The sequence below is a fragment of the Sphingomonas arabinosi genome, from assembly GCF_036663715.1.
Classification (GTDB): Bacteria; Pseudomonadota; Alphaproteobacteria; order Sphingomonadales; family Sphingomonadaceae; genus Sphingomonas.
In genome coordinates this window covers 455,612-481,757 of sequence record NZ_JAXOJN010000002.1, presented here as the reverse complement: position 1 = coordinate 481,757, position 26,146 = coordinate 455,612, and the positions used below count along the sequence as shown (strand labels likewise).

22 protein-coding genes and 1 tRNA gene are annotated in these 26,146 nt (G+C 65.5%); 13 read left to right on the top strand and 10 right to left on the bottom strand.

Annotated features, from left to right (window positions below):
- The first annotated feature begins 29 nt into the window (after positions 1-29).
- On the top strand, positions 30-2,081 hold the full coding sequence (gene recG, locus U1708_RS05095; protein WP_332743365.1) for an ATP-dependent DNA helicase RecG: 2,052 nt from the start codon (positions 30-32) through the stop codon (positions 2,079-2,081).
- Positions 2,082-2,085: 4 nt separating this feature from the next.
- Here the strand turns inward: recG and U1708_RS05090 are convergent, their stop codons facing one another.
- The 5 genes from U1708_RS05090 to serS form a co-directional block, all read right to left on the bottom strand.
- Positions 2,086-2,403 (bottom strand): PilZ domain-containing protein, encoded by a 318-nt coding sequence (locus U1708_RS05090; protein WP_332743363.1) that lies wholly within the window; start codon positions 2,401-2,403, stop codon positions 2,086-2,088.
- A 107-nt stretch (positions 2,404-2,510) separates the two neighbouring features.
- On the bottom strand, positions 2,511-3,734 hold the full coding sequence (tyrS, locus tag U1708_RS05085; protein WP_332743361.1) for a tyrosine--tRNA ligase: 1,224 nt from the start codon (positions 3,732-3,734) through the stop codon (positions 2,511-2,513).
- 100 nt (positions 3,735-3,834) lie between these two features.
- A complete protein-coding gene (locus U1708_RS05080) occupies positions 3,835-4,983 on the bottom strand; it encodes a peptidoglycan DD-metalloendopeptidase family protein (protein ID WP_332743360.1) in 1,149 nt (382 codons plus the stop codon).
- Entirely contained in the window at positions 4,983-5,747 is a 765-nt protein-coding gene (gene surE / locus U1708_RS05075) for a 5'/3'-nucleotidase SurE (protein WP_307085507.1), read from the bottom strand. The genes U1708_RS05080 and surE overlap by 1 nt, the downstream gene beginning before the upstream one ends.
- Complete coding sequence (serS, locus tag U1708_RS05070) at positions 5,747-7,024, bottom strand: serine--tRNA ligase (RefSeq protein WP_332743354.1); 1,278 nt, start codon at positions 7,022-7,024, stop codon at positions 5,747-5,749. Before serS ends, surE begins: the two co-directional genes overlap by 1 nt.
- 103 nt (positions 7,025-7,127) lie before the next feature.
- Here serS and U1708_RS05065 point away from each other — a divergent pair, with 103 nt between their 5' ends.
- From U1708_RS05065 to U1708_RS05050, 4 genes are all read left to right on the top strand, one after another.
- The gene (locus U1708_RS05065; RefSeq protein ID WP_332743352.1) at positions 7,128-7,568 is read left to right on the top strand and encodes a host attachment family protein; all 441 of its coding nucleotides are present in this window, start codon (positions 7,128-7,130) and stop codon (positions 7,566-7,568) included.
- Positions 7,569-7,671: 103 nt separating this feature from the next.
- Complete coding sequence (locus U1708_RS05060; protein WP_332743350.1) at positions 7,672-8,001, top strand: hypothetical protein; 330 nt, start codon at positions 7,672-7,674, stop codon at positions 7,999-8,001.
- A 236-nt stretch (positions 8,002-8,237) separates the two neighbouring features.
- Positions 8,238-8,708: an RNA polymerase-binding protein DksA gene (gene dksA, locus U1708_RS05055; protein ID WP_332743348.1), complete on the top strand. Its 471-nt coding sequence runs from the start codon at positions 8,238-8,240 to the stop codon at positions 8,706-8,708.
- Positions 8,709-8,769: 61 nt separating this feature from the next.
- Positions 8,770-9,174: a PilZ domain-containing protein gene (locus U1708_RS05050; RefSeq protein WP_332743346.1), complete on the top strand. Its 405-nt coding sequence runs from the start codon at positions 8,770-8,772 to the stop codon at positions 9,172-9,174.
- A 48-nt stretch (positions 9,175-9,222) separates the two neighbouring features.
- Here the strand turns inward: U1708_RS05050 and U1708_RS05045 are convergent, their stop codons facing one another.
- Entirely contained in the window at positions 9,223-9,378 is a 156-nt protein-coding gene (locus tag U1708_RS05045) for a YdcH family protein (protein ID WP_176499386.1), read from the bottom strand.
- Positions 9,379-9,713: 335 nt separating this feature from the next.
- Between U1708_RS05045 and U1708_RS05040 the strand changes: the two genes are divergently transcribed.
- Positions 9,714-9,875: a DUF465 domain-containing protein gene (locus U1708_RS05040; protein ID WP_274705245.1), complete on the top strand. Its 162-nt coding sequence runs from the start codon at positions 9,714-9,716 to the stop codon at positions 9,873-9,875.
- A gap of 115 nt (positions 9,876-9,990) precedes the next feature.
- A complete protein-coding gene (locus tag U1708_RS05035; RefSeq protein WP_332743343.1) occupies positions 9,991-10,452 on the top strand; it encodes a DUF1465 family protein in 462 nt (153 codons plus the stop codon).
- Positions 10,453-10,562: 110 nt separating this feature from the next.
- On the opposite strand, the gene U1708_RS05030 is transcribed toward U1708_RS05035, so the two are convergent.
- Positions 10,563-10,639 (bottom strand) — tRNA-Pro (locus tag U1708_RS05030).
- 120 nt (positions 10,640-10,759) lie between these two features.
- Here U1708_RS05030 and lepA point away from each other — a divergent pair.
- Positions 10,760-12,580, top strand: coding sequence for a translation elongation factor 4 (gene lepA / locus U1708_RS05025; RefSeq protein ID WP_332743341.1), 1,821 nt, complete (start codon positions 10,760-10,762; stop codon positions 12,578-12,580).
- Positions 12,581-12,898: 318 nt separating this feature from the next.
- On the opposite strand, the gene U1708_RS05020 is transcribed toward lepA, so the two are convergent.
- The gene (locus tag U1708_RS05020; RefSeq protein ID WP_332743339.1) at positions 12,899-13,123 is read right to left on the bottom strand and encodes a hypothetical protein; all 225 of its coding nucleotides are present in this window, start codon (positions 13,121-13,123) and stop codon (positions 12,899-12,901) included.
- A gap of 293 nt (positions 13,124-13,416) precedes the next feature.
- On the opposite strand from U1708_RS05020, the gene U1708_RS05015 reads away from it, so the two are divergent.
- From U1708_RS05015 to U1708_RS04995, 5 genes are all read left to right on the top strand, one after another.
- The gene (locus tag U1708_RS05015; protein ID WP_332743588.1) at positions 13,417-15,714 is read left to right on the top strand and encodes a TonB-dependent receptor; all 2,298 of its coding nucleotides are present in this window, start codon (positions 13,417-13,419) and stop codon (positions 15,712-15,714) included.
- A 245-nt stretch (positions 15,715-15,959) separates the two neighbouring features.
- On the top strand, positions 15,960-19,328 hold the full coding sequence (locus U1708_RS05010) for a polysaccharide deacetylase family protein (protein WP_332743337.1): 3,369 nt from the start codon (positions 15,960-15,962) through the stop codon (positions 19,326-19,328).
- Between the two features lie 375 nt (positions 19,329-19,703).
- Positions 19,704-20,465, top strand: a complete 762-nt coding sequence (gene modA / locus U1708_RS05005) for a molybdate ABC transporter substrate-binding protein (RefSeq protein ID WP_332743335.1) — start codon at positions 19,704-19,706, stop codon at positions 20,463-20,465.
- Positions 20,466-21,155 (top strand): molybdate ABC transporter permease subunit, encoded by a 690-nt coding sequence (gene modB, locus U1708_RS05000; RefSeq protein ID WP_332743334.1) that lies wholly within the window; start codon positions 20,466-20,468, stop codon positions 21,153-21,155.
- Entirely contained in the window at positions 21,145-21,744 is a 600-nt protein-coding gene (locus tag U1708_RS04995) for an ATP-binding cassette domain-containing protein (protein ID WP_332743333.1), read from the top strand. The genes modB and U1708_RS04995 overlap by 11 nt, the downstream gene beginning before the upstream one ends.
- Before the next feature lie 61 nt (positions 21,745-21,805).
- On the opposite strand, the gene U1708_RS04990 is transcribed toward U1708_RS04995, so the two are convergent.
- Positions 21,806-24,043 (bottom strand): glycoside hydrolase family 3 N-terminal domain-containing protein, encoded by a 2,238-nt coding sequence (locus U1708_RS04990; RefSeq protein WP_332743331.1) that lies wholly within the window; start codon positions 24,041-24,043, stop codon positions 21,806-21,808.
- A gap of 79 nt (positions 24,044-24,122) precedes the next feature.
- Positions 24,123-26,027, bottom strand: a complete 1,905-nt coding sequence (gene htpG, locus U1708_RS04985; RefSeq protein WP_332743329.1) for a molecular chaperone HtpG — start codon at positions 26,025-26,027, stop codon at positions 24,123-24,125.
- Between the last annotated feature and the right edge of the window lie 119 nt (positions 26,028-26,146).

Here is a 26,146-nt window from a genome sequence, read left to right as displayed (position 1 = left end):
GTCGGCTAGGCTATAGAGGCCAGATAGTCATGCGACCCGAAATCCTCAATCCGCTGTTCGCCGAAACCCTCGTCCTGAAGGGGGTGGGGCCTGCGCTTGCCAAGCCGCTCGACCGGCTCGGGCTCGCGCGCGTCGTCGACGTCGCCTTCCATCTGCCGACCGGCTATGTCGACCGCCTGCCGCGCACCGAGCTGATGTCGAGCGATGCCGGGCGTATCATCACGATCACGCTGACCCCGCGCGACTACAGGATCAGCGCGGGCCGCGGTCCGACGCGTGTGCAGGCGACCGACGAGCATGGAAATTACGTCAGCCTCGTCTTCTTCGGCGGCAGTTCGGGCTGGGCGAAGAAGCTCCTCCCGATCGGCGAGGCCAAGCGGATCTCGGGCCGGCTCGACGAATATGGCCAGGAATTGCAGATCGTCCATCCCGACATCGTCGAGCCCGACGAGGAGCTGCGCGAGCGCGAGCCGATCTATCCGCTGTCGGAAGGCCTCACGTCGCGGCGGTTGGCAGCGCTGACCGCGCAGGCGGTCGCACGCGCGCCGGACCTGCCCGAGTGGATCGAGCCGGGCCTGAAGGCGAAACGCGAATGGCCGGGCTGGCACGAGTCGCTGGAACGCATCCATGCAGACCCGTCGGATGCGAAGGCGCGCGAGCGGCTGGCGTATGACGAAGTGTTCGCAAACCAGCTCGCGATGACGATCGTCCGCGCGGATACCCGCAAGCGCCGGGGCCGTGCCTTGCAGGGCAACGGGCGGCTGCGCGACCTGCTCAAGCTTCCATACACCCTCACCGGCGCGCAATCGCGGACGGTGGGCGAGATCGAGGGCGATCTCGCGCAGACCGCGCCGATGCTGCGGCTGCTGCAAGGCGATGTCGGCTCGGGCAAGACGCTGGTCGCGGCGATGGCGATGTTGATTGCCGTCGAGGCCGGCGCGCAGGCGGCGATGCTTGCGCCGACGGAAATCCTCGCGCGTCAGCATTATGAGACGCTTAGGAAGACGCTCGCCGGGCTGCCGATCGAAATCGGCGTGCTCACCGGCCGCGACAAGGGCCGTGTGCGCGAGGCGACGCTGATGGCGCTGGCGAGCGGCGAGATCGACATCCTGATCGGCACGCACGCGATTTTCCAGGATGCGGTCGGCTACAAGGATCTCGCGCTGGTGGTGGTCGACGAACAGCATCGCTTCGGTGTCGCGCAACGCATGACGTTGCAGGCGAAGGGCGTCGCGCCGCCGCACTTGCTGGCGATGACCGCAACGCCGATCCCGCGCACGCTGACGCTCGCGCAATATGGCGAGATGGACGTCAGCCGCCTGGACGAGATGCCCCCGGGCCGTCAGCCGATCGAGACGCGCGTAATCTCGGAAGATCGCCTCGACGACGTGGTCAACGCGCTCGGCCGGCATCTGGCTGATGGGGGGCAGGCCTATTGGGTGTGCCCGTTGGTCGAGGAGAGCGAGAAGAGCGACCTCGCCGCCGCCGAGATGCGCGCGGAGACATTGCGTGCACGGTTCGGCGAGAAGGTCGCACTCGTCCACGGTCGCATGAAACCCGCGGAAAAGGACGCGGTGATGGCCGAGTTCTCCGCCGCCCGCACCTCCGTCCTCGTCGCCACTACCGTGATCGAGGTTGGCGTCGATGTCCCCAACGCGACGCTGATCGTGATCGAGCACGCCGACCGCTTCGGCCTCGCCCAGCTCCACCAGCTCCGCGGACGGGTAGGGCGCGGCACCGGTCGGTCGATCTGTCTGCTGATGCGCGGCTCTTCGCTGAGCGAAACGTCGCGCGCGCGCCTCGCGCTGATGCGCGAGACCAACGACGGTTTCCGCATCGCCGAGGAAGACTTGCGCCTCCGCGGCGCGGGCGAACTGCTCGGCACCAAGCAATCCGGCGAGATGGCGTTCCGGCTCGCGACGCCGGACATGATGGCCGACCTACTGCAATGCGCGCACGACGACGCGCGCCTGCTGATCGACCGCGATGGTGGCCTCGAAGGACCAAGAGGGCAGGCGGCACGCACCGCACTTTACCTGTTCGACCGCGATGCCGGCGTGGCCTTGCTCCGCTCCGGTTGAGTCGTCAGCTGGCGCGGACCATCACCGTGAGCATCGTGTAATATTCGGCCAGCGGTATCGTCCGCTCAAGCTCGCAGCCGATCCGTCCGCCGAGCGACCACCGTACCACCGCGTCGACATAGCCCAGGATCGGCAGGCGGATCCGCAATCGTTCACCCGCTACCGGATCGCCGTCGCAGCGTGCCATGAGGCCGTTGGCAGACATGTTGACCAGCACCAGCTTCACCGTGCGATCGTCGCGGTCGAGCGCATGCGTCCGGTGCATCACCTCGTCGCGGGGCTCGCCGCGCGCATCGCGAACGGCCGTTGCGTAGCGTGGCATCGATCGTTCCCCTGGAATAATCATCCCGCCTGTTTACGCGATCTGGCGTCAACCCGATACGACCGGTGATGCTTAACGCGGCGTTCTTCGAAACGAGACTGCGGCTCTTACGAGGGGGTTAGCATCCCATGGCGTTTCTTGCCGAGGCTGAGCCGGACAGGTGACGCGACGTCGATGCTCGCAGTTGGCTCGCGCACCGGTTCGCCGTCAACCCGCACCGCGCCCTCGGCGATCTTCCGGCGGGCCTCGCCGTTGGAGGCGACGAAGCCCAGCCCGACCAGCGCCTCGACGACACCGATCGCGCCACCGGCAACGGCGTAGCTCGGCAGCGAGTCGCCCGAAGCGCCCTCCTCGAACGTCTTCCGCGCAGTCTCGGCAGCCTGTTCGGCGGCAGCGCGCCCGCGGCACATCGCGGTTGCCTCGTTGGCGAGGACGATCTTGGCGGCGTTTATCTCCGCGCCTTCGAGCGCTTCGAGGCGTGCGATCTCGTCGAGCGGGAGGTCGGTGAACAGCTTCAGGAAGCGGCCGACATCGCGGTCGTCGGTGTTGCGCCAGAACTGCCAGTAGTCGAAGTGCGGCAACTGGTCCTCGTGCAGCCAGACCGCGCCCGACATCGTCTTGCCCATCTTGCCGCCGTCCGCGGTCGTGATCAGCGGCGTGGTGACGCCGTAGACCTCGGTGGAATCCATCCGGCGCGCGAGTTCGATGCCGTTGACGATGTTACCCCACTGGTCCGATCCGCCCATCTGCAACCGGCACTCGGCGCGGCGCGACAGTTCCAGGAAGTCGTAGGCCTGGAGGATCATGTAGTTGAATTCGAGGAAGCTCAGCGACTGTTCGCGGTCGAGGCGGAGCTTGACCGAGTCGAACGCAAGCATCCGGTTGACCGAGAAATGCTGGCCGACATCGCGCAGGAACGGGATGTATTCGAGCGCGTCGAGCCACTCGGCGTTGTCGAGCATCACGGCGTCCGTGGGCCCGTCACCGAAGGTCAGGAAGCGTTCGAAGATGCGCCGGATCGAGGCGACGTTGGCCTTGATCCCGTCCTCGCCGAGCAGTTTGCGCGCCTCGTCCTTGAAGCTGGGGTCGCCGATCTTGCCGGTGCCGCCGCCCATGAGCACGATCGGCTTGTGCCCGGTCTGCTGGAGCCGACGAAGCAGCATGATCTGGACGAGGCTGCCGACGTGGAGCGAGGGCGCGGTCGGGTCGAAGCCGATATAGCCGGGCACGACCTGTTTGCCGGCGAGCGCGTCGAGCGCGGTCGCGTCGGTCATCTGGTGAACATAGCCGCGCGAGGTCAGCGTGGTGAGCAGGTCGGACTGGTAGGTCATGGTGCGTCTCATTCCCCTTCCGCTTGCGGGAGGGGTTAGGGGAGGGGCTTACCGGCCCCCATGCCCTCCCCCGACCCCTCCCGCAAGCGGGAGGGGAGATTCACGCGCGCGGCAGTTGCGACGTGGGATCCACAGGCGTGCGCCCTTTTCGGAGTTCGAAGTGCAACTCCGGCCGATCCGCAAACCCGGTATCCCCGGACAACGCCACGGTCTGCCCGCGTTTCACGCTCTGGCCGCGCTGAACGAGCAGCTTCGATGCGTGGCCATAGACGCTCGTCCAGCCACCGCCATGCTTGATGATCACCAGCCCGCCAAGCGCGGCGATGCCGTCGCCGACATAGGCGACTACGCCGTCCGCCGCCGCATGGATCGGGGTCGAGACCGGCACCGCGATCTTGATGCCGTCGTTGCGCTCGCCGCTCGCGCCGTGGCCGAAGCGTTTCACGACCTTGCCGTCGACCGGCCACAGGAACCCGCCGCTCGCCAGACGGGCCGGCGCGGTCACGACGGCGTTCGACGGGAGTACGCGGCGCGGCGTCGCAATCGGTCTCGCAGGCGCCTGGTTGCTCGCGAGCGCGGGTTCGCCACCGGTCAGGATGTCGTCGATGTCGAGCGTGAACGCCCGCGCGCGCTCGGAGGCGCTGGCGGTGCCGCCGCTCGCTTCGCCGGGAATCTGGATGCGCTGGTCGGCGCGCAGCACGTACGGTTCGACGAGTGCGTTGACGGCGACGATCCGCGACCATTCTACGCCGTAGGCGCGGGCGATCGCAATGCCGGTCTCGCCGCGGCGGACCTGGTGATAGCGGCCGCCGGGGATCTGCAACCGCTGGCCGGCGCGGATCGTATAAGGCGGCTCGAGGTCGTTCGCGCGCGCGATCGCTTCGAGGCTCGCGCCGCTGCGATCGACCACGCGGCTCAACGTATCGCCGGGCCGGACGATGTAGGTGGTGTCCGGAATCGTCTTCGCATCCGCGCTGACCGGCCGCGCTTCCCAAGCGGGGCGCGGGGCGGGCAGGGTGGTGACCTCGCCGGTATCACGTCCGGGAATGTCCTGCACCGGGTGGTCGTCGCGAGGGCTATTCTCCCGCGGCGTATCCTCACGAGGGCGCGGCGGATCGTCGCGGTGGGGCGGGGGATCGCGGTACGGGCGGTGCGATGCGTTGCCGTAGCCGGCGGGACGATCGACCTTCGGGATGCACGCGGTCAGCGCGAGCGTCGCCAGTGAGACCAGGACGCCCGCACGCCGCATCAACGATAGGCCTGCGTCAACATGTCCATCGATTCGAAATGCGTCAGGTCGAGGTGCAACGGCGTGACCGACACATATCCCGCCGCCGTCGCTTCGAGATCGGTCGCGTGCGCCGGCGTCTCGACCGTCCGGCCGAGCGCGAACCAGTGATATTCGTACCCGCGCGGATCGGTGTTACTGACGATCTGCAACCGCCCATAGTCGCGCAGGCCCTGGCCGACGACCCGCACGCCCTTCACCGCGTCGGCGGGACAAGCGGGGAAGTTGATGTTGACCAGCGTCCTTGGGGCGAGCGGCGCATCGACCAGCGGCCGCAGCACGCGCTCGCCCCAGGCCGCCGCGGCCTCGAACGGCACGCTGTCGCCCATCCCCTCGCGGCTGTAGATCTGGCTCAGCGCGATCGACCGGATGCCGCCCAGCGCGCCCTCCATCGCTGCCGAAACGGTGCCCGAATAGGTCACGTCCTCGGCAAGGTTCGCGCCCCGGTTGACCCCCGACAGGATCAGGTCGGGCTGGCAATCCTTCATGATCTTGGCCAGCGCCATCATCACCGCATCGGTCGGCGTGCCCGCGACCGCGTAGCGCTTCTCGCCGTGCTTACGGACGCGCAACGGGCGCGACAGCGTCAGCGAATGCCCCGCGCCCGACTGTTCCTCCGCCGGCGCCACCACCCAGACGTCGTCCGACAGCGTCTTGGCAATCGCCTCCAACACCTTGAGGCCAGGGGCGTAATAGCCGTCGTCGTTGGTCAGCAGGATTCGCATCAGCGCTTCGGCTCCAGCATGGTCAGCCCGCCGAGATACGGCTGGAGCACCGCCGGCACCGCAACCGAGCCATCCTCCTGCTGGTAATTTTCCAGCACCGCGACCAGCGCCCGACCGACCGCGAGCGCGGAGCCGTTGAGCGTGTGGACGAACCGCGTGCCCTTCTCGCCCTCGGGCCGATAGCGCGCGTTCATCCGCCGCGCCTGGAAATCGGTGCAGGTCGAGACGCTGCTGATCTCGCGATAGCGCGCCTGGCCCGGCAGCCAGACTTCGAGATCGTAGGTGCGTCCCGCGGTGAAGCCCATATCGCCCGTGCATAGGAGCATCCGCCTGAACGGCAGCTGCAACGCATCGAGCACCCCCTCCGCACACGCCGTCATCCGCTCATGCTCGGCCTCGGACATGTCGGGCGTCACGATCGAGACCATCTCGACCTTGTCGAACTGATGCTGGCGGATATAGCCCCGCGTATCGCGCCCCGCAGCACCTGCCTCGGAGCGGAAGCACGGCGTCAGCGCGGTGAAGCGCAACGGCAGTTCGCGCTCGCTCAGGATCTGTTCGCGAACGATGTTGGTGAGGCTCACCTCCGCGGTCGGGATCAGCCAGCGACCATCGGTGGTGCGGAACAGGTCCTCGGAGAATTTGGGCAACTGGCCTGTGCCGAACACGGCTTCGTCACGCACCAGCAGCGGTGGCGAAACCTGTTCGAAGCCGGCGTCCGCAACGTGATCGAGCATGAACTGGCCGAGCGCGCGTTGCAGCTTGGCGGCAGGGCCACGGACCAGCGTGAAGCGCGCGCCCGACATCGCCGCGCCGGTCTCGAAATCGAGGCCGATCGCCGGACCGATCGCGTCGTGCTCGCGGGCAGCGAAAGCAAAAATCGTCGGTGTGCCGCGCGTGTGGACGAGCGCGTTATCGTCCTCGCCGCCGCCTTCCGGCACGCCTGCCGCTGGCAGGTTGGGGATAGCCGCCAGCATATCGCCGAGTTCACCACTCAGTCGCGCTTCCTCCGCTTCCAGCTGCGGCAGAGCCTCCTTCAGGCTCGCGACCTCGGCCATCAGCGCCTGTGCCTTGGCCTCGTCCTTCTGTGCCTTCGCCTGGCCGATCGCCTTCGACAGTTCGTTGCGCCGCGTCTGCGCGGTCTGCGACTCCGCGATCGTGGCTCGGCGCTGCTCATCGAGCGTCACGAGCGAGGCGGACTGCGGTGCGACACCCCGCTTGGCGAGGGCGGCGTCGAAGGCGGCGGGATCGTCGCGGATCAGGCGTATGTCGTGCATGGCTGGGCTATGCCGACCGCCGGGGGCGTACGCAAGGCAGCGCAACCTCCCCGGTACTGGGCGCGTTAACCCCGTGTACGCATAGCGAAAAGGAGAGACCCGCATGCAGCTTCCCCACAACTCCGTCGTGCTCGTCGCGGACGGCCGGAAAATGCTGTTCCTGCGCAACGAGGGAGACAATGAATTTCCCAATTTCGTCGTCGAAAAGGCGCAGGAGCAGGACAATCCAGCCACCCGCGACCAGGCGACCGATTCCGCAGGCCGCGCCTCGTCTCCGCAGGGTGGTGTGCAGAGTTCGGTCGAGCCGACCGATTTCCACCAGATCGAGGAAGATCGCTTCGCTGCGGACGCAGCAGACTTTCTGAAGATGGGTGCGCTGAAGAACAAGTATGACTCGCTGATCGTCGTCGCACCGCCGAAGACGCTTGGTGAATTGCGCAAGCATTACCACAAGGAAGTCAGCAGCCGCCTCAAGGGCGAACTCGACAAGGACCTGACCGGACATCCGATCAAGGACATCGAGAAGGCGCTCCAGAACGCCTGAACCTCAGATACGAAAAAGGCCCCGTCGGAGCATATCCGGCGGGGCCTTTTCTCTGCGGTATTCGGGCGTTTAAGCGGCGACGCCCTTCGGCTTGGCGAAGCGCTTGCGTGCCACCAGTGCTGCCGCTGCCGCGCCGAACAGCAACACCATCGGCGGCGCGGGAACGGGTGCTGGCGGACCGCCGCTCGACCTCGTGCTCCCACCGGAACTGGCGCTGCTCGCACTCGATCCGCTGCCGGTCGAGGAGGACACGTCGCCGCTCGATCCGCCGGTCGACGAGGCGCTGGAAACGGTCGCGCCGCCCGTGCTGGTCGAGGATCCACCGCTGCTGGTCGAAGACCCGCCGGTGGAGGTGGATCCGCCGCTCGACGTCGACGATATCACGATGCTCCCGCTCGATCCGCTCATGTGGATTCGGAAGCGGCATCCTTAACGTACCGCACTGGGACAGGCCGAGTCCCCACTGCACCGGGCTTCGCCCAATATGCGTCGATTGCTGCGGCGACACGCACGGTCCGCCGCTCGCAACATAATGTCGGTTTGCGGGTCGAATGTGTAAGTCCTGTCGCTTGTGGTCGCCGACACGTGAGACTATAGGCGCTTTCACCATTTGGGGGCGGTCCCTGGAAATCAGCGAGGCTGATGCGACGGGGCCAGAGGGAGAGTGGTATGGCGACCGTAATGAATCGTATGGACGACACCGGGAATTCCAATCGAGAGGCCGCCAACGACAGCGGTGAAGACGGCTATCGTCCGGATGCGGACGAGCCGTTCATGAGCTTGAAGCAGCAGGCCTATTTTCGTCGCAAGCTTCAGGAGTGGAAGGAATCGATCCTTCGGGAGTCGCAGGAGACGCTTTCCCAGTTGCAGGTGGATTCGCTGCGCGAGGCGGATCTCACCGATCGCGCATCGAGCGAAACCGACTGGTCGATCGAACTGCGGACGCGCGATCGTCAGCGCAAGCTCGTCTCGAAGATCGAAGCCGCGATTCGTCGTATCGACGAAGGTGAATATGGCTATTGCGAAGTCACCGGTGAGCCTATTAGCCTTGCGCGGCTCGAAGCGCGTCCGATCGCCACGATGACGGTCGAAGCGCAGGAGCGGCACGAGCGTAACGAAAAGGTGTCGCGCGAGGATTGAGCGCGCGCCGACGAGGAAGAAAAAGCATGCTGTGTTCGATCATGGTAAAATCGGTCGCGGCATGAGCGTGGACACGGGGTCGGCCGACGGTAACGGCAACCGGCGACAGCGTGATCGCGACAGCCTGTTGCTGGTCGCGCAGGTGCGGATCGGCGACGAGGCGACTCCGAGCGACGCGAGGGTCCGCAATCTCTCGGAAACGGGGCTGATGGCGGAGCTCGCCAAGGTCGTCGATGTCGGTACGCCGGTCACGGTAACGTTGCGCGGGATCGGCGACGTCGCCGGAAGCGTAGCGTGGTGTACCGAGGGTCGGATGGGCATATCGCTCGATTCGCCGATCGACCCGCTCCGGGTGCGTAAGTCATCCAGCGGGGCCAAACCCTCGGCGCAGCCTCCTATCGCACCGCCCCCTATCGCAAAGGCATCCGACACCGCGTACGCGTTGCGTAATCCGAAACCGCGATAGCAGGGCAAGTCGCTCCCCGGATCGACCCGGGGAGCGGTATCGCGACCGTTACAGGCTGACGATCTCTTCCTTCAGTCGCAGCTTCTGCTTCTTCAGGCTCGCCAACAGGTTCGCGTCGGGTAGCGGACGATGCGTTTCGTCGGCTATCCGCTGATCCAGCACGGCATGCTTGGTTTCCAGGGCTGTCTGATGAGTCGTCTGCACGGTGGGTTGCCTCCTGCATTCGGGTTGGGGAGCGAAGTAAACCACTCCGTCATCGAAATGTCTTCATCGGAAACGGACCAAATCGATTGTCCGAGCGATTTGCCGCGACGGACTGATCGAACGACGGCCGTCCCCCCAGGGCTGTCCCTCGGGCTGTCCCTCGGGGTGTCCGTCGACTGGGGGGCGGGGGCCGCGTAACATGTTTTCGACGTGCCCGCAGGCCAGCGGCGGTTTCGTGCTCGCGCCGTGCGCTGTGTTTGCTAAGGACCCGTCACACGACGGCAGCCATCGGGGGACGAGTGGACGACGCGCAGACCAGAGTTCGACTTGACTCGATGCGGATAGAGCATCGCGATCTCGACGATGCGATCGCCGCCCTCGCACTGGCGTCGACGCCCGACCAATTGCAGATGGCACGGCTGAAGAAGCGTAAATTGCGGCTTCGTGATGAGATCGCATCGCTCGAGGACTTGCTCATCCCGGATATTATCGCCTGATTGCAGCGCTCTAAACTGGAGCGCACGCATACTGGCGCATTTTGGGACATGTGATGGTTAGCCGGTCGTTAACCTCTCTGGATGGCGTCGAGGCGGTGTGGCATCTGCCCGGAAGATGACCCACCCCAGATATGAATCGCGGATGCAGCGCCACGTGTTCGACGCGCTGTATAGCGAAGCGATGATATTGGCGGATGAGGCGCGGACCTATTTCGACGAAGCCGGCCGGGTCGAGCGCGAGGCGCTCGACCCGTTGATCCGCGTCAGCTTCAGTTGCGAATCCCTTAAGGTCACGACGCGGCTGATGCATGTCGTCGCTTGGTTGCTGACGCAGCGCGCCATCGAATCCGGTGAATTGCTTCCGCGCGACGCGCTCGATCCCGCGCGACGCCTGGGGGATGCTCCCGTTACCGACGCTGCCCTGCTCGCGATGCTGCCGGCGCGTGCGCGCGAGATGATCGGCGCCAGTACGGACCTGCATCGGCGTGTGGCTCTGATGGACGAGGCACAGGATATGCCGGAACCGGATGCGAGCCCGGTTCGATCGATGCAGAAGCGGATCGCCAACGCGTTCTGAACTGCCGGACGCCTTCGGGCGGCAGGCGGACCCCTAGGGGTACAACGCTCGCGACATCGAGAAGAGTTTGGGTTCGGGGTAGGGGCAAACTCACCCCGTAAAATTGGCAATGGTCGGGGCGATAGGATTCGAACCTACGACCCCTGGACCCCGAGACCAGTGCGCTACCAGACTGCGCCACGCCCCGACAACATTGCCGGTGAGCCCCCTAGCCGCGACATCCCGAACGTTCAAGACAAATATGGGGGAGCATGTTGAGTGTTGCGGCGATCTATCGCGCACGCGGCGTCGCTGCTAGGAGCGCGCCATGACTCCGCTCGACCGCATCCGCAATTTTTCCATCATCGCCCATATCGACCATGGCAAGTCGACGCTCGCCGACCGGCTGATCCAGGAAACTGGCGGCCTTACCGCGCGCGAAATGTCCGAGCAGGTGCTCGACAACATGGACATCGAGAAGGAACGCGGGATCACGATCAAGGCGCAGACCGTGCGGCTTGCGTATCACGCGAAGGACGGCCTCGATTACGTCCTCAACCTGATGGACACGCCGGGCCATGTCGATTTCGCCTATGAGGTGAGCCGCAGCCTCGCCGCGTGCGAAGGTGCGCTGCTGGTGGTCGATGCCGCGCAGGGCGTCGAGGCGCAGACGCTCGCCAACGTCTACCAGTCGATCGAGCACGACCACGAGATCGTGCCGGTCATCAACAAGATCGATCTGCCTGCCGCCGAGCCCGAGAAGGTCCGGAAAGAGATCGAGGACGTGATCGGCATTGACGCATCCGAGGCGGTGCTCGCGTCGGCCAAGTCGGGGATCGGCATCGTCGAGATCCTGGAGGCGATCGTCACCAAGATCCCGCCGCCCAGCGGCGACCCGGAGGCGCCGTTGAAGGCGATGCTGGTCGACAGCTGGTACGACCCGTATCTCGGCGTCGTCATCCTGGTGCGGGTGATCGACGGGGTCCTGAAGAAGGGCCAGCAGATCAAGTTCATGCAGACCGGCACGATGCATCTGGTCGACCGGGTCGGCTGTTTCCGGCCGAAGATCGAGCAGTTGACCGAGCTCGGCACCGGCGAGATGGGCTTCATCACCGCGCAGATCAAAGAGGTCGCACAGACCCGCGTCGGCGACACGATCACCGATGCGAAGCGCCCTGCGCTGGAGGCCCTCGCGGGCTTCAAGGAAGTCCAGCCGGTGGTGTTCTGCGGGATGTTCCCGGTCGATGCTGCCGAGTTCGAGAAGCTGCGCGAGAGCATCTCGAAGTTGCGGTTGAACGATGCGAGCTTCTCGTTCGAGATGGAAACGTCGGCGGCACTGGGCTTCGGCTTCCGCTGCGGGTTCCTCGGATTGCTGCATCTGGAGATCATCCAGGAGCGGCTGACGCGCGAATATGATCTCGACCTGATCACGACCGCGCCTTCCGTCGTCTATGAGATCGAGCTGACCCACCCCGATCCGTCCGGCACGACGCATATCGAGCTGCACAACCCCGCCGACATGCCCGAGCCGAACAAGATCGCGACGATCAGCGAGCCGTGGATCGAAGCGACGATCTACGTCCCCGACGAATATCTCGGCAGCGTCCTCAAGCTCTGCCAGGACCGCCGCGGCATCCAGCAGAACCTCACCTATGTAGGCGGCCGCGCGCAGGCCACCTACGAACTCCCCCTCAACGAAGTTGTCTTTGATTTCTACGACCGCCTAAAATCAATGTCGAAAGGCTATGCGAGCTTCGATTATCATCAGATCGGCTACCGCGAGGGTGATCTCGTGAAGATGGGTATTCTCGTCAACGAGGAGCCGGTCGACGCGCTGAGCATGATCGTCCACCGCGGCACCGCCGAAGTCCGCGGCCGCGGGATGGTCGAGCGGCTCAAGGAACTGATCCCACGCCACCTGTTCAAGATCCCAATCCAGGCGGCGATCGGCGGCAAGGTGATCGCGCGCGAGACGATCAGCGCGATGCGCAAGGACGTGACCGCCAAATGCTATGGCGGCGACGCGAGCCGCAAGAAGAAGCTTCTGGAGAAGCAGAAGAAGGGCAAGCTGAAGATGCGCGAATACGGCTCGGTCAGTATCCCGCAGGAAGCGTTTATTGCCGCGCTCAGGATGGGCGACGACGCCTGAGGCCAAGCTTTGCTTGGACGAGGACAAGCGTCTAGCCGGACGGCGACCGGCCGCGCTGGTACTCGGCCGTGTCGTCCGACGACGCGGCTTTGCCGCGGCGCGACTGAGCCCGTGTTCAAACGACCATCCGCTCTTCCTTGTTCTCCCGTGAAGGCGGGAGCCCAGTCTGGATCCTCGCCTTCGCGGGGAAACAAGCTATTCTTGTCTCTATGGAATAAGCACCAGACCAGTCCGCAGTGGTCGCGCGGCTTTGGAACTGTCGTGAGCCAAACCCTGAATGCCTGCCGTGCTTGAACGGCGCATCGCAATACGGCGCAGTTACTCGTACGTTGCAATTCCAAACGCGATGTAGCCGACGCACAGTATAATCCGCGTCAGCCACGCCGCTTCGCCGTGCAGTACGACGCTCGCCGCGATCGCGGCCATAAACGCAGCCATGATCGCCCAGGCCTGCCAGGCGAAGGGGAAGATGCCGCCGGTCGCACTGGACTCGAACCACCCCGAGTGCCGGATGGTCAGCCAAAATCGCATCAGCAGGTCCATCGGACGAGGCTAGCATGGCGCCTCTACCGGTCGCTATCGGCAAAAATATCGCACCATGTTGCAAACCTGTGCTCGCCCCACCAAGCCATCACCAACTGTCATCATACCAACACAATCCCGACCTAACCGCCGGGTCGGGGAGTGAGCGTCGCGAGGCGTCTTCGTGCCGTCCAGGGAGGGCGGTCGACGACGAACAGCGGCGTTGCATATTGGATGTGCGGCCGGTCGTCAGGGACGGCACCGCACGATTGGGGAATATCATCTTGAAGATTTCGGTCGTTAAATCGGCGCTGATGCTCGGCGTCGCGTGTGGTTCGGTGTTCGGTGGTTCGGTCGTGTTCGCGCAGGCTGCTCCCGCCACGGAGCAGGCCGCTCCAGACGAAGGTCTCGACGACATCGTCGTCACCGCCGAGCGTCGTTCCGAGAACCTCCAGAAGGTGCCGCTGTCGGTCGGCGTCGTCTCGGGCGTTGATTTACGGACTTTTACGGCGGGCGGCGACGATACGTTGCTCGCGCTGTCGGGCCGTGTCCCCGGACTGTACGTCGAGTCGACGACCGGCCGCATCTTCCCGCGCTTCTACATCCGCGGGCTCGGCAACATCGATTTCTACCTCGGCGCGTCGCAGCCGGTCACGATCATCCAGGACGACGTGATCCTCGAGCATGTCGTGCTGAAGTCGAACCCGGTCTATGACGTCCGCCAGGTCGAAGTGCTGCGCGGGCCGCAAGGCTCACTGTTTGGCCGCAACACGACCGCTGGCATCATCAAGTTCGACACGAACAAACCGACCAACGACTTCGAGAGCCGCGCTTCAGCGTCGGTAGGGTCGTATAACAGCGTCAGCCTCGATGCCGGTGTCGGTGGTCCGCTGATCAAGGACCTGCTTTCGATTCGCCTGTCGACGCTTCTCCAGCACCGCGAGAACTACATCGACAACCGGTTTGCCGGCGTCAGCGCTGACAACACCGCGACGCCGCGCAAGGATGCGATGGGCGGCTTCGACGATCGCAACGTGCGCGTGCAGCTCGCCCTGACCCCGGGCGAGCGCTTCACGCTGGACCTGTCGGGCCATGCGCGCTGGTATGACGGTACCTCGACGCTGTTCCATCGCGGCGCGCTCAAGAAGGGTTCGAACGACGTTTCGGCCGAGCCGCGCAACACCGTGTCGCTCGACGAGGGGAACGACAACCCGCAGAGCTACAACACCTATGGCGGCTCGGCCCGCGCGACCTACGATTTCGGTCCGGCCGCGCTAACCTCGATCACCGCGTACGAGACGACGTCGGGCTTCAGCCGTGGTGATACAGACGGCGGTGCAGGCGCGAACTTCCCCGTACGCGGCGTCGCCAACGGCTTCGGCGAGTCGCAGGGCCAGATCCGCGACCTCGACCAGTGGTCGCAGGAGTTGCGCGTCGCCGGCACGCCCGGTGGCCGCTTCAACTGGCAGGTCGGCGGCCTGTATTTCGACAACCGCGATATCACTGACTTCTACCAGCGGACGTACTTCCTGACAGGCGCGGCGCGTAATCCCAACAACTGGGTGCGCCTGCGCGACGTGAACACGTCCTGGGCCGGCTTCGGTCAGGTCAGCTACGAGCTGATGGACAAGCTGACCGTTACCCTCGGTGGCCGCATCACCGAAGACAAGAAGCGTACGCAGTTGCTGAAAACGGTGCAGACCGCCGGCGGCATCAATCAGTATCCGGCCAACGGCCGTCGCGACGTCACGCTGAAGTCGACCAAGCCGAGCTGGGATGCGAGCATCCTGTATCAGGCAACGCCCGACATCAGCCTGTATTCGCGCGTCGCCCAAGGTTTCCGTGGACCGACGATCCAGGGACGTTCGGCGGTGTTCGACTCGGACTTTTCGACCGCAAACTCCGAGACAATTCTGTCTTGGGAGACGGGGATCAAGACCCGCCTGCTCGACAACACGCTGACGCTCAACGCCACGGTGTTCGGTTACCGCGTCAACGACATTCAGCTCAACGGCAACGACGTCAACGGCAACGGCATCCTGTTCAACGGCAACAAGGCCGAGGCGTACGGCATGGAAGCCGAGGCCAATTGGAAGCCGGTACCGAACCTGACGCTGGGTGCGGGTCTCAGCCTGTTGCACAGCGCAATCCGCGACAAGACGACCGAGGTGCAGATCTGCGCGCTCAACAACGTCGTGGTCTGCACGCCGTCGGCGCCGGTCCGTGCGGTGCCTGGTGCGTTCGGTACGACCTATCTGGTCAAGATCAACGGCGAGCCGTTGCCGAATGCGCCCGAATATAATGTCGACCTCACCGCGCGCTACGACCACCCGCTCGGCAATGGCGGGCGCGCGTTCATCGCGGGCGACTTCAACATCCAGGGCTACACGCAGTTCGTGCTGTACAAGACCAAGGAGTTCACCGCGAACGGCAACTTCGAGGGTGGCCTGAAGATCGGTTACGCCGCGCCCGACGATGCGTATGAGCTTGCGGTGTTCGCGCGCAACATCACGGGCGAGAAGAACCTCAAGGGTGTGATCGAAAACTACATGGCGGCGGTGTTCAACGAACCGCGGATCATTGGCGTGTCACTCAGCGGTAAGTTCCGCTGATTTCGTCCCCCCTCCCGCACGCGGGAGGGGTTGGAGGTGGGCTCGTGCTGTCACTAGGCGCAGTACGCGTTCGGCCGGGCGCCCACCCCTCGATCCCCTCCCGCTTGCGGGAGGGGATGCATAGAGTTCTCGGACTATTCCTAACGCCAGCGTGACGCATTTGTCAGAAGCGTCCGCGTGTCACGCGCTGTAGCGGCCTGAAATGGCAATTTGCCGTTTTTCCTCCGCCGGTTGATACTTAACCTATGTCGCACAATCCTGTATTCTACGATACAAGCGGCCGTCGGCGTCGGCGCTTTACCTTTGGTGTTGCTGCGTTCGTCGCGTTGCTGCTGCTGTCGATCGCGGTGTTCGCGGTGTCGATCGGCGCGGTGCCGACCGCGCCGCTGCTGCCGATCGAGCCCGAGCACCCCGCGCTCCACAAGCTGCCCGCACCACGCGGCGGGATCCTTCGCGAGACGCGGCGCGACATCAACTACTACGCCCGGCAACTGTTCGGGACGAGCGCGGCCAAGCCCGGTGTCGGTAACGGCGCCAACCCGTCGCTCGCAATCGCCTTTCACGTGCCGTGGGACGAGGCGAGCACGGCCAGCCTCGCTCGGCACGTCGAACAGCTCGACTGGCTGATCCCCGGCTGGGTCTCGATCACCGGCAAGGATCACAAGATCACCGTGTTCCGCGATCAGGCCGGGCGCGATATCCTCAACAAGGCGGTGCATCGCCCGGTGATCCTGCCGATGGTACAGAACGCGGTCGACGGGGATTGGGACGGCGCCGGCAGCGCAGCGCTGTTCGCCGATCCGAAGGCACGCGCGGCGTTCCTCGACAAACTCGTACCGTTCCTCAGCGCGAACCATGCCGGCGGCGTGTTCTACGATTTCGAAGACCTTCCCGCGTCGGCGCAGTCCAACTACCGCGCGTTCCTCGCCGAGACCCGCGCCCGCTTCGCGCCGCGCGGCTGGGTGGTCGCGATCGCCGCGCCGGTCGCGAACCCCGATTGGAGCCTGCCCGCCTACGCCAAGGTGACCGACAAGATCTTCCTCATGGCCTATGACGAGCATGAGACGAGCGGCGCGCCCGGCCCGATCGCCTCGCAACGCTGGTTCGCGCGGATGGTCGCCGATGCGGCGCGCGGCATCCCGCCGTCGAAGCTGGTCGTCGCGATCGGCTCCTACGCTTACGACTGGCATGCGGGTGCCGAGAGCGGCAACGGCGACGCGCTCGACGTCGAGGAAGCGTGGCAGAACGCAGCAGACTCCGGCACGGTGCCGACCTTCGACAAGGCCAGCGGCAACAGCAGCTTCGCCTATTCGGAAGGCGGCGTGCAGCATCAGGTCTGGCTGCTCGATGCGGCATCGGCGTACAACCAGATCGCGTTCCTGCAAAAGGCAGGACTGGGGAGCGTCGCGCTGTGGCGGCTCGGCTCCGAGGATCCGGGGCTCTGGTCGATCTGGGGGCGTGATCATCGGAAACTGCCGGTCCCCGATTCGATCGACGCCATGCCGGCGGGCACCAACGTCGATATCGAGGGCAATGGCGAGATCCTGAAGATCGCCGCCGAGCCCGTCACCGGCATGCGCGATGCGGTGCCGGCCAAGGACGGCACGATCGCCGATGTGAACTTCACGCGGATGCCGTCGCCTTACGTCGTGGTGCGGACCGGCTATCGTCCGAAACAGCTCGCGCTGACCTTCGACGATGGTCCCGATCCCGAATGGACGCCGCAGATCCTCGACATCCTCAAGCGCGAGCATGCCCCGGCGACGTTCTTCGTGATCGGCGAGAATGCGTTGACGCAGCGGTCGCTGCTCGAACGGATGGTCGCCGAGGGGCATGAGATCGGCAGCCACACCTATACGCATCCCAACCTCGCCAACGTGTCGACGCGGCAGGTGAAGTACGAACTCAACGCGACGCAGCGCTTGTTCCAGGCGTTTACCGGACGCTCGCTGCGGCTGTTCCGCGCACCCTATTTCGGCGATGCCGAGCCGAGCACCGCGGACGAAATCCTGCCCGCGCTCGAGGCGCAGCAGCGCGGCTATATCTCGGTCGGCCTGCACGTCGATCCCGACGACTGGAAGCGGCCGGGCGTGCAGGCGATCATCGACCGGACGATCGCCGGCGTCGAGGCGGGCAATCCGGAGCGCAGCGGCAACATCATCCTGCTCCACGACGCGGGCGGCAACCGCGCGGAGACCGTCGCCGCGCTGCCGATCATCATCGATCGACTGCGCGCGATGGGCTACAGCTTCGTCCCCGTCTCGACGCTTGCGGGCCTGTCGCGCGATGCGGCGATGCCGGTCATATCGTCGAGCGACCGTGTCGCCGCCGTCGCCGATCTGGCGTTGTTCAGCACGCTCGGCGGCATCGTCGTCGCGCTCCGCTGGATCTTCGGCATCGCGATCACGATCGGCATCTTGCGCGCGTTGGCGCTCTCCGCGCTCGCGCTGATCCAGGCGCGGCGCGAGTTGAAGACCGTGTTCCCGGCGATCGATCCGTCGCGGTTCGTCACCGTGATGATCCCGGCATTCAACGAGGAGCGCGTGATCGTCCGCGCGGTGCAGGGCGTGCTCGCCTCCGCCGACGTCGCGATCGAGGTGATCGTGATCGACGACGGCTCCAGCGACGGCACCAGCCGCGTCGTTTCCGAAGCGTTCGCGGGCGACGACCGCGTCCGCCTGCTGACGCTGGAGAATGGCGGCAAGGCGCGTGCGCTCAACCGCGGGCTCGAACTCGCGCGCGGCGAGATCGTGATCGCGCTCGATGCGGATACGCAGTTCGAGCCGATGACCATCGCCCGGCTTGCGCGGTGGTTCGACGACCCGAAGCTCGGCGCGGTCGCAGGCAACGCCAAGGTCGGCAACCGGGTCAACCTCATCACCAAATGGCAGGCGCTCGAATACATCACCGCGCAGAATCTCGAACGGCGTGCGCTCGCGCGGCTGAACGCGATGACGGTCGTGCCGGGCGCGGTCGGCGCGTGGCGGCTCGAGGCGATCCGCAGCGTCGGCGGCTATCCCGACGACACGCTCGCCGAGGATCAGGATCTGACGATCGCGATCCAGCGGCACGGCTGGGCGGTGAAATACGACCAGTTCGCGATCGCCTGGACGGAGGCACCGGAGACGATGCGCGCGCTCGCCAAACAGCGGTTCCGCTGGGCGTTCGGGACGTTGCAATGCCTCTACAAGCACCGCTCCGCCATCGGCAGGTCGCAGCCGCGCGGGCTCGGCTGGGTCGGGTTGCCGCAGGCGATCGTGTTCCAGATCGTGCTCGCGTCGATCTCGCCGATCATCGATCTCGCGCTGCTGGTCAGTTTCGCCTCGACCTATCTGTCGGTGCAGGCGCATGGTTGGGAGCAGACCAGCCACGACGTCTATACGATGCTGGCCTATTGGCTGATTTTCACCGCGATCGACCTACTCGCCGCGACGATCGCCTTCGCCTTGGAGCGCAAGGAGCGCTGGCGGCTGCTCTGGCTGCTGATCCCGCAGCGGATCGGGTATCGCCAGGTGATGTATTACGTCGTGCTGAAGGCGATCGCGCAGGCGTTGCGCGGGCCGCTGGTCGGCTGGGGCAAGCTGGCGCGGACGGGACGCGTGACGGCGAACTAGGCCGGATCGACATTCAATTTGGCGCGCAAGATTTGACCAATTTTCCGTCACCCCGGACTGGTTCCGGGGTCCACGGTTCCGCAAACCAAATTCTATCGATTTTGCGGCACGGTAGATGCCGGAACCAGTCCGACATGACGAAGAAACGAACTGATTGGACGGGGCAAACTGAATGTCGACGGGCCCTCAGGGGAAGGGCCATGCTAAGAGGCTGTCGGTGGCCTCGGCGTACGCGTAGCGCGCGTCGCCCGTTGCAGCGGCGTTGCGTGCACGACGGAACGAGTTCGAGGGCAGGATCGTACGTCCGTTTCGCGGTAGCGCGGGGCGATCGCCGCGCCCTATAGCGGTGGTGACGGGTTCGAGGAGTCCACACAGGTGAAACATTCGCTGCGGCTGGTTCTGGCCGCTTCGCTGATCGGTGCGCCGCTGACGGCGCAGGCGCAGCGGCGCCCGCCGCTCGTGCTTGCCGCCGCGTCGCTCCAGGAATCGCTCACCGCTGCGGCCGATGCTTGGGCGAAACAGGGCCATGCCAAGCCGACAATCTCGTTCGCCGCATCGTCGGCACTGGCGCGACAGGTCGAGGCCGGCGCGCCCGCCGACCTGTTCGTGTCGGCCGACGAGGACTGGATGAATGCACTGGCGAAGAAGAACCTGATCGTCGCCTCGACGCGCGTGACGTTCCTTGGCAACCGGCTCGTCGTCGCGGCGCCGGCTGGCAGCACGGTCCGCATCCCGGTCCGCCCGCCCGCCGCGCTCGTCCGCGTGCTGACCGCCGGGCCGCTGGCGATGGCGGATACCGCGGTGCCGGCGGGGAAATACGGGCAGGCGTCGCTGGAGAAGCTCGGCGTCTGGACGCGGGTCGCGCCGAAGGTCGTGCGCGCCGAGAATGTCCGCGCGACGCTGGCGCTGATCGAGCGCGGCGCGGCGCCGCTCGGGATCGTCTACGCAACCGATGCGAAGGCGTCCGCAAAGGTCCGGATCGCAGGCGTTTTTCCCGAAGATACGCATCCGGCGATCACCTATTCGATCGCGCGGCTGAAGACGTCGACCAACCCCGAGGCCGAGGCGTTCCGGCGCTTCCTAGTCTCACGCGCGGGCAAGGCGATCTTCGTGCGCTACGGATTCTCTGCGCGCTAGATGCTCGATGCGGCCGAATGGGAGATCGTCGCGCTGTCGCTGAAGGTCGGCGGGGTGGCGATGCTGGTGACCCTGCCGGTCGCTTTCGCGCTGGCCTGGCTGCTCGCGCGCGTCCGGTTTCCCGGCAAGGTAATCGTCGATGCGGCGATCCATCTGCCGCTGGTGGTGCCGCCGGTGGTGACCGGATGGCTGCTGCTGCTCGCGTTCGGACCCAATGGGCCGATCGGCGGCTGGCTGCAGGACTGGTTCGGGATCACCGTGCTGTTCCGCTGGACCGGCGCGGCGATCGCGGCGGGGGTCATGGCGTTGCCATTGATGGTGCGGGCGATGCGGATCTCGATCGAGGCGGTCGACCGGCGGCTGGAGAACGCCGCGCGGACGTTGGGGGCGGGGCCGTGGCGCGTATTCTGGACGCTGACGCTGCCGCTCAGCATTCCCGGCGTGCTGGCGGGCGCGGTGCTCGGCTTCGCGCGATCGATCGGCGAGTTCGGCGCGACGATCACGTTCGTCTCCAATGTCCCGGGTGAGACGCAGACCTTGCCGCTGGCGATCTACTCGGCTTTGCAACAGCCGGGGGCGGACGCGCTGGTCTGGCGATTGTCGTGCGTATCCGTTGGTTTGTCGCTGGTTGCTCTGATCGCGTCGGAACTGTTGACGCGGCGCGCTGGACGGGGGCTCCATGTCCTTTGAGATCGATATTGAAAAGCGCCTCGGCGATGCTCTGGTATCGCTGACGCTCGACGCGGGCGAAGGCGCGACGGTGCTGTTCGGTCCATCGGGGGTGGGCAAGTCGAGCGTCCTGAACATGGTCGCCGGGCTGCTGCGGCCCGATCGCGGGCGGATCGCGATCGACGGCGAGACGCTGTTCGGCGGCGGGATCGACGTCCCTCCCGAACGCCGTCGCGCCGGCTATGTGTTTCAGGAGGCACGGCTGTTTCCGCACATGCGCGTCCGCGCGAACCTGCTCTACGGCGTCCGCGGCGAGGCGGAACGGTTCGAGGACATCATCGACTTTCTGGGCATCGGCCATCTCCTCGAGCGCTGGCCCCGTACGCTGTCGGGCGGCGAGGCGCAGCGGGTGGCGATCGGCCGTGCGCTACTCAGCCGGCCGCGCTTCCTGCTGCTCGACGAGCCGCTGTCGTCGCTCGATCGCGCGCGGCGCGAAGAAATCATGCTGGCGATCGAGCATGTCCGCGACGTCATGCGCCTGCCGATCCTGATGGTCACCCACGACCCCGAGGAGGCCGAGCGGATCGGAAGCCGGGTCGTGCGGATGTAGCGGTGTTTGCTCGCGAAGACGGGTCCCAGACTGGATCCCCGCCTTCGCGGCAACACAGGCGTCAGACCAGTTCGAAGCTTTGTTTCTCTCCGTCGATCGAACTGGTCGCGACCCAGAGATCGAACATCCCCGGCTCTACGACCCAATCGCCGTCGCCCCAGAAGCGGAGGTCTTCGCGCTTCAGGGTCAACGTCACGCGCTTCGATGCGCCGGGCGCCAGCGAGACGCGCGCGAAGCCCTTCAGTTCGCGGACCGGGCGGGTCCGGCTGGCGACGCGGTCGTGGATGTAGAGTTGGACCACTTCGTCGCCGGCTCGCGCACCGGTGTTGGTGTTGGTGACGGTGGCGGTGACGGCGAGCGTGTCGGTCATCCGCGCCGGCACGACGACGTTGGAAACCGCGAAACTGGTATAGCTCAGGCCGTGACCGAACGGGTAAAGCGCCTCGTTCTTGGTCTCGCGGTAGCGCGACTTGTATTCCTGGCTGCCGGTATCCGGTGCCGGGCGGCCGGTGTTCTTGTGGTTGTAGAAATAGGGTTCCTGGCCGCTTTCGTTGGGGAAACTGGCGGACAGCTTGGCGGACGGATTGACGTCGCCGAACAGCACGTCGGCGATCGCGTTGCCACTCTCGGACCCGAGGAACCACGTCGCGACAATCGCAGGCGCATCCTTGACCGCGCCGTGGAGCGCCAGCGCGCGGCCGTGGCGGAGCAGGACGACGACCGGTTTGCCCGTTGCCGCGACGGCCTCGGCAAGCGCCATCTGCGGGGCGGGGATGGTGATCTCGCTGCGAGACTGCGCCTCGCCCGACATGAGTTGCGATTCGCCGACCGCTAGCAGGACGATGTCCGCGCTTTGCGCAGCGGCGACGGCGGCGGCGATCCCGCCGGGCAGCGGGGCTTCGATCTCCGACCCCGGCGCCGTCGTGACGGTCAGCCCACGCGCGCGCAGGCCTTGCGCGATCGAGACGTTGAGTTTCTCGTCGGCCATGAACGCCCAGGTGCCGACGACGTTCTTGCGGTCCTCCGCGAACGGACCGATCAGCGCGATCCGGCCGGGGTTCTTCTTCAACGGCAACAGGTTGCCATCGTTCTTTAGCAACACGATCGAACGCGCGCCGGCCTCGCGGCTGAGCTTGAGCATTGCGGGCGTCGAGACGCTGGTGCGTTCCGCCTTCTGGCTGATCGAGCGATAGGGGTTGTCGAACAGCCCGATCGCGTCCTTCAGATGCAGGACGCGGCGAACGCCTTCGTCCAATCGCGCGAGCGGGACCTCGCCCTTCTCGACGAGGTCGGGCAGCCACAGATTGAACAGGTTCGACTGCATGGCCATGTCCATGCCCGCCATGAACGCCTTCTTCGCGGCGTCGCGACCGTCCTTGGCATAGCCATGCGCGATCAGTTCCTCGTCCGCGGTGTAGTCGCCGACGACCATGCCGCGGAACCGCCATTCGCCGCGCAGGAGATCGGTCATCAGCCAGTGATTCCCGCTGGAAGGAACGCCGTCGATGTCGTTGAACGCGCTCATCAACGTCGCGACGCCGGCGTCGACCGCGGCCTTGAACGGCGCGAGATGGACCTCGTGCAGCGTGGCGGGCGAAATCTCGGTGAAATTGTAATCCTGCCCGCCCGAGACGGCGCCATAGGCCGCGAAATGCTTGGCGCACGCAGCCATGCGCGTCGGGTCGCGCAGGTCGTCGCCCTGGAAACCCCGGACGCGCGCTTTCGCCAACTGAATGCCGAGATACGGATCTTCCCCCGACCCTTCGGCGACGCGGCCCCAGCGCTGGTCGCGCGCGACGTCGACCATCGGTGCGAAGGTCCAATGGATGCCGAGCGCGGTGGTCTCGAGCGCAGCGGCACGAGCGGTCCGTTCCGCGAGGTCGGGATCGAACGCGCAGGCCTCCGCGATCGGCAGCGGGTAGGCGGTGCGCAGGCCGTGGATGACGTCGCCCGCGAAGATCAGCGGGATCTTAAGGCGGGTCGCGAGTGCGGCGTCCTGCGCGGCCTTGGCCCCAGCATAGCCGACGCCGTTAAAGAGCATGCCGATCCGCCCCGTCTTGATCCGCGCAATCTGTTCTGCCGCACCGCCTGTGGCAAGGCCGGGGTTAAAGGGGACCCCGATCGGGCGAATCTGATCAGAGAAGCAACTCAGCTGTCCGGCTTTTTCGGCAGGCGTCATCTTCGCGATCAGGCTCTCGATCCGGTCGCTCTGCGCGAACGCCGTAGTCGAGCCGAGAGACAAACCGGCAATCGCCGCGCCGCCGGTGAGCATCTGGCGGCGGTCTAGAATGGACGACATTTCCTGCTCCTTGATCTTTGGAGCGGGGGTAGTCGTTGGACCGCGGTTCCGCAAATCTGCAGAACCGCGGTCCAGGCGCTCAGCCCAGCGCGCGCGTGAACAGGCGCGTCAAGCGAGCAGAGAACGCCCGAGCGTCGATCGGACGCTCCCCATCGGCGATTTGGGCCTCGTCGAACAACAGATGCGCGGCATCCTCTCGGAGCGAGGTCTCGTCTTCGCCCAGCGCGGCCAGCTTGGCGATCAATGCCGAGCGCGGGTTGATTTCCAGCACCGGCTTGGCCGCAGGCATCGCCTGACCGCTCATGGCAAGGATACGTTCGAGCTGGCGATCCATGCCACTGTCCGCTGCGACCAGACAAACTGCGCTATCGGTCAAACGCTCGGAGGCACGGACCTCCGAGACGGCGTCGGCCAGCGTCGTCTTCACGAACGCGATGAAGTCGGCGATCTCGGGTGTCGCATCGGCGGTCGGCTGCTCGGCGCCGTCGACCAGTGGGATCAAGCTAAGATCGGCCGCACCCTGCGTGACCGACTTGAACGGCTTGCCTTCGTGATCGATGCCCGCCATCACCCAGAACCCGTCGACCGAGTCCGGCAGCAATAGCACTTCGATCCCGCGCGCACGGAACCCCTCGAGTTGCGGCGAGGCTTCGAGGCGGTCGAGGTCGGTGCCGACCGCGTAGTAGATCGCGGTCTGGTTGTCCTTCATCGCCCCGACGTAATCAGATACCGAGCGCCATGCGCCGCCGGACGTCGTGGTCTTGAAGCGTGCGAGCTTCAGCAGCGCTTCGCGACGTTCGAAATCCTCATACAGACCTTCCTTCAGGACCGCGCCGAAATTCTCCCAGATCTTTGCATAGCCCTCGGGATCGCGGGTCGCGAGCTTGTCGAGTTCAGCGAGTACCCGACCCGTCACCCCCTTGCGGATCGCCGAAAGCATCGGGCTTTCCTGGATCATCTCGCGCGACACGTTCAGCGGCAGGTCCGACGAATCAACCAACCCTCGCATGAAGCGGAGGTAGCGCGGCAGGACTTCGGCGTCGTCGGTGATGAAGACGCGCTTTACGTACAGCTTCATGCGACCGTTGCGGTCGGGGTCGAACAGGTCGAACGGCTTGGCCCCCGGCACATAGGCGAGCACCGAATATTCGTGCAGTCCTTCCGCCCGGTAGTGGAGCGTCAGTGCGGGCTCGTCATACTGCCCGGATACGCTGCGGTAGAAATCGGCATAGTCCTCCGCCGAGATATCCGCCTTAGGCTTGGTCCACAACGCGGCGCCGTCGGCGATATCGACCGGATCGGCATCCGGCTTTTCGCGCAGCGTGATCGGCACGGGGACGTGGCCCGACTGGTCCTTGATCAGGCGCTCAACGGTGAAGCGGTCGGTGTACGTCGTTGCGTCTTCGAGCAGGTGGAGTACGACGCGGGTACCGCGGGTGGGGGCGTCGCTGGCGGCGACATCGGCGATTGTGTAGGTGCCGAGCCCATCCGACGACCAGAGCGAAGCGGTGTCTGCGCCGGCGCGACGCGAGATCACGTCGACCTTCGATGCGACCATGAACGCGGAATAGAAGCCGACGCCGAACTGGCCGATCAGCTGCGCGCCGTCTGAGCCGCTGGATGCAGCGATCCGGTCCATGAAGGCCTTGGTGCCCGAGCGCGCGATCGTGCCGAGCGCTTCACCCATGTCCTCGGCGGTCATGCCGATGCCGTTGTCCTCGATCGTCAGCGTGCGCGCCTCGGGATCAAGCGTTATCCCAATCGCCAGCCGGGTCTCGTCGCCGAGCAGATCGGGCGCGCTCAACGCCTCGTACCGCAGCTTTTCGCACGCATCCGCAGCGTTCGAGACCAGTTCGCGTAAGAATACGGTCTTATCCGAATAAACCGAATGCACCATCATGTGGAGCAAACGTGCGACATCGGCCTCGAAGGCGTGGGTTTCGGGAGCGGACGTGTCGGGAGCTGGAGCGGTTTCGGTGGTCATAGGATGAGGCAGGTCTCTTAGTGAAAGGATCAGTCCGAGAATTGGCCGGAGGTCGAGCGGAATTCAAGGCCTGTAGGTCCGCTGGTAATGACGTGGATTGAGGACGGCGGTTTAGTTCC